Annotated in this window: 3 protein-coding genes and 1 pseudogene; 3 read left to right on the top strand and 1 reads right to left on the bottom strand. The window is 69.4% G+C overall.

The window, feature by feature from the left end:
- A pseudogene (locus tag HL658_RS35170) lies at nt 1–342 on the top strand (hypothetical protein); the annotation flags it as partial.
- Here the strand turns inward: HL658_RS35170 and HL658_RS35165 are convergent.
- On the bottom strand, nt 282–1,976 hold the full coding sequence (locus HL658_RS35165) for a B12-binding domain-containing radical SAM protein (protein ID WP_180286826.1): 1,695 nt from the start codon (nt 1,974–1,976) through the stop codon (nt 282–284). The pseudogene HL658_RS35170 and the gene HL658_RS35165 overlap by 61 nt on opposite strands.
- A gap of 357 nt (nt 1,977–2,333) precedes the next feature.
- Here HL658_RS35165 and HL658_RS35160 point away from each other — a divergent pair, with 357 nt between their 5' ends.
- The gene (locus HL658_RS35160) at nt 2,334–3,101 is read left to right on the top strand and encodes a class I SAM-dependent methyltransferase (RefSeq protein ID WP_196242438.1); all 768 of its coding nucleotides are present in this window, start codon (nt 2,334–2,336) and stop codon (nt 3,099–3,101) included.
- Nucleotides 3,102–3,108: 7 nt separating this feature from the next.
- On the top strand, nt 3,109–3,721 hold a 613-nt coding region (locus HL658_RS35155; protein ID WP_180287731.1), incomplete at its 3' end, for a flippase-like domain-containing protein.

Below are 3,721 nucleotides of genomic sequence, written 5' to 3'. Positions count from 1 at the left end.
GATGGCGGCCCCGATGGCGCCTTCCTCGACACCGCGGCGCTGGCGGTGCTGCTCGACCTCGTGGTCTCGGTCGACACCGCCGCGGCCCATGTGGCGGGGGCGCTGGGGGTGCCGGTCTGGCTGATGCTGGGGCAGCCGCCGGACTGGCGCTGGTTCCTGGAGCGGCCCGACGACAGCCCCTGGTATCCGGGCCACCGGCTGTTCCGCCAGACCACGCCCGGCGATTGGGCGCCGGTGGTGGCGCGGGTGGCGGACGCGCTGGAAGCGCTCGCCGCCCGGCGTCAGGCCGCGCGCTCCTCCTCCGACGTCGCGGCGGCCGGGGCCGGGGTTGGGGCTGGCTGAGCGGCGGTGGAGCGCTTGGCGGGGATGTCCGGCTCCGCCAGGGGCGGCACCTCGGCCTCCGAACGGGCCAGCACGAAGCGCTTCAGGATGTGCTTCTGCCACAAGCCGACGATGCCCAGCTTCCACAGCAGCGCCGCGGTGGTGCCGCTGGTCACCGTCAGGTCCATGGTGCGCAGGTGGTCGACCGCGCGCTTGGCCAGATAGAGGAAGCGCATCAGGAACATCAGCGCCGGGTAATGCTTCTGCGGCATGTGCGTCGGCAGCGCGCGGGCGCGGAACCATTCGAAGATCCGCTTGGGCACCGGGACGGTGACCATGGCGAAGACCAGGATGTTGGACAGCGTCGGGCGCGGGTGGGTGTAGGGCTTCTTGATGTCGTCCAGCTCCACCCCGCGCTCCACCACCGCCTCGGCCAGCCGGGTGTTGGGGATGACGCGCAGCGAGAAGATGTTCAGCGTGTAGGGCCGCGGCATCTGGTGGATGAGGTCCAGCGTGGCGCGGTTGTCCTCCACCGTCTCGATGGGGTTGTCGAGGATGATGTCGAAGGCCGGCGGGATCATCCGCTCCTTGTAGCGGTTCAGGATGATGCAGCTCTGGCGGATGCGGGCGACCGGGGTCGGGCGCTCGTAGAATTCCAGGATCGCCTCGCTGCCGGACTGGATGCCCATGCGCACACGGTTCATCCCCGCGCCGGTCAGCAGCCGCAGCTTGTCGTCGCGCACGTAGTTGGGGATCAGCCCGGTGATCACGAAGGGCAGCCCGATCTCCGCCTTGAAGCGCGCCGCGAAGTCCTCCATCACCCGCATCGGCAGCGCCATGAAGCTGTCGTCGTCGAAGATGACGGTGGAGATGTGCGGGTGCTTGCGCACCGCGTCCTTGATCTCCTCGATGATCAGCGCCGGGGAGGAGTGGCGGATCTTGCGGTAGTTGCGGTCGTAGTCGATGAACTTGGTGTTGCCGCAATAGGTGCACTTGAACGGGCAGCCGATCGACCAGACGGTCTTGTAGGACAGGCCGTTGTAGACGATGAAGTCCTCGGGCCGGATGGGCGAGAAGCCCTCCCCCCGCTTGTAGATGTACTCGCCGTCCTGGTAGAGCGGGATGGGCAGCGCGTCCATCTCCTCCGCCGTCATCAGCGGCAGGTTCGGGTTCTTGCGCACGCCGTCGGGCGTGTTGAACCAGAAGCTCGGCGTGTCGAAGAAGGGGCGCCCGGCCTTGAAGGCGTCCAGGAACTTCTCGAAGGCGAACTCCCCCTCGCCCGTGCACACCGCGTCGGCGTGGAGGATGGCGTCCTCCGGCTCGATGATGGCGTGGATGCCGCCCCACACGATGTAGGCGCGCGGGTTCTGCCGGCGCACCGCGGCGATGATGTCGATGGTGGCGATGGCGTACTGCGTCATCGAGGAGAAGCCGACGATGTCGGCACCGGCGATGCCCGCCGCGATCTCCTCCACCTCCGCCGGTTCCAGGAAGGGGCTGCTTTTGGCGAACAGCAGGTGCTTGAAGGACCGCGAGTTGCCGGTGGTCACGTAGAAGGCGTCGGTGTTGGGGTGGATCTTCTTCGCGTAGGCGCAGAATTTCCGGAATCCCGTGTTGTTCAGACCGTCTTCGATCGTGATCAGGTTGATCTTCATCCTCGGGCCCTTCAGGTGCGGATCCGCGTGCCATCCGCGGGGACTATCGTGCGCCGCAAGTCTTGCGGAAGAGGCGGCTCTGCTTTGTCGCCGGAGCGATTAACCACAGAAAAATTCCGGTCTATTCAGGGGACTGGGCCATGAATTGGCACGTCACCTTCGGGGGAACCCTACCCGGCCGGCGGATGCCGGTCCAGCGTCAAGACGGTCGCCGCTCCAAACATGTCGCACCACTGCGGCACCCGCGCCACGGGCGGGGGTACGGTTCCGCTGGCAGGTCCCGCCCCCGCTGGCTATAAGGGGGCCGCCCGCATCCCCGAAGTCCGCGCCCCCCGTCCGCGCACAGCCGAGGCCGCCATGACGATCGACGTCGCCACGAAGGAATTCTACGACCAGTACTGGCCGCGCTTCGTGCCGATCTATGAAGAGACCAAGAAGTACATGCTGCGGACGATCACCGAGCCGCATGTCGGCCGCGCGCTGGACGCCGGCTGCGGGCACGGGCTGTGCAGCATCGTGCTGTCGGAGCTGGCCGACCAGGTGACCGGCGTCGACATCTCCACCGACTCGCTGGACACCGCGCGCCAGCAGGTGGCGATGGCCGGGCGCAGCAACATCACCCTGCTGCACCAGGATCTGCAGAGCCTCGACCCGGCGCTGAAGGATTTCGATCTGGTGTGGTGCTGGGGGGTGGCGATGATGGCGCCGGATCCCATGAAGGTGATGCACAACCTGATGCGCGCCACCGCTCCCGGCGGCACCGTCTATCTCGGGCTCTACCTGCGCACCTGGCTGTCGCCGGTGCACCAGCTGGTCCGTCACACCTGCCGCACCTTCATGAACGGGCCGCGGCGCAAGAAGCTGGTCTGCGACTTCTTCGCCGGCCTGACCCGCGTGGTCTGCCGGCTGCGCGGCGAGGAGATCAACCGCCGCCCCGACAACGTGTCGATCCAGGCGCAGGTCGAGGACTGGTACTACCCGCCCTACAAGACCTTCTACACGCCGGACGAGATCATCGACCTGTTCCGCCGCAACGGCTTCCAGGCCGAATGCATCCAGGACCGGCTGGGGCGGATGAAGAGCGCCACCATCTTCGTCGTCCGCGCGGTCAAGACCGCCGGGTGAGCGTCCGATGAGGGGGGGCGCCGGCCGGCGGGCCGTGCTGGCCGTCCAGGCCGCCGTCACCCTGGCCGCGGTGGCCGCACTCGGCTGGCTGGTCGACTGGCCGGGGGTGCTGGCGGCGCTGACCCGCACCGACCCCGCCGCCCTGCTGGGCGCCCTGGCGCTGGCCATGCTCAGCCAGGGGCTGGGCGCCTGGCGGCTCAGCCTCGTGCTCGACGGGCTGGGGCTGCGGCTGGGGCTGCGGCGCAGCCTCGCCTTCACCTGGGCCGGGCTGTTCACCGGCAACGTCCTGCCGGCCACGGTGGGGGCGGACGCGCTGTTCGCCGTGCTGCTCGGCCGCTCCGGCTTCCCGGTGGGCAGCGGGGTGATCGGCATCGTCTACAACCGGGCGGTCAATGTGGCGGTGGTGCTGCTCTGCCTGCCGGCGGCGCTGGCCGCGCTGCATGTTGAGGCGTCGCTCGGCGGGCGCTGGGCCGGCGGGCGCTGGGCCGGCGGGGTGGGGCCGGCCGGGTCGGGACCAGGGGGAGTGGAGCCGTGGCCGCTGCTGGCGCTGGCGGCGGGGCTGCTGGCCGCCGCGGCCGTGGCGGGATTCGGCGCGCTGCGGCTGGCCCGGCGCCGCTGGC

Source organism: Azospirillum oleiclasticum (assembly GCF_013423485.1).
Classification (GTDB): Bacteria; Pseudomonadota; Alphaproteobacteria; order Azospirillales; family Azospirillaceae; genus Azospirillum; species Azospirillum oleiclasticum.
This window is presented reverse-complemented; position numbering and strand designations above follow the sequence as displayed.

Bases quoted from the DNA above. Each gene is read 5' to 3' on its own strand.
- HL658_RS35165 (WP_180286826.1), bottom strand. From the start codon at position 1,976: ATGAAGATCAACCTGATCACGATCGAAGACGGTCTGAACAACACGGGA.
- HL658_RS35160 (WP_196242438.1), top strand. From the start codon at position 2,334: ATGACGATCGACGTCGCCACGAAGGAATTCTACGACCAGTACTGGCCG.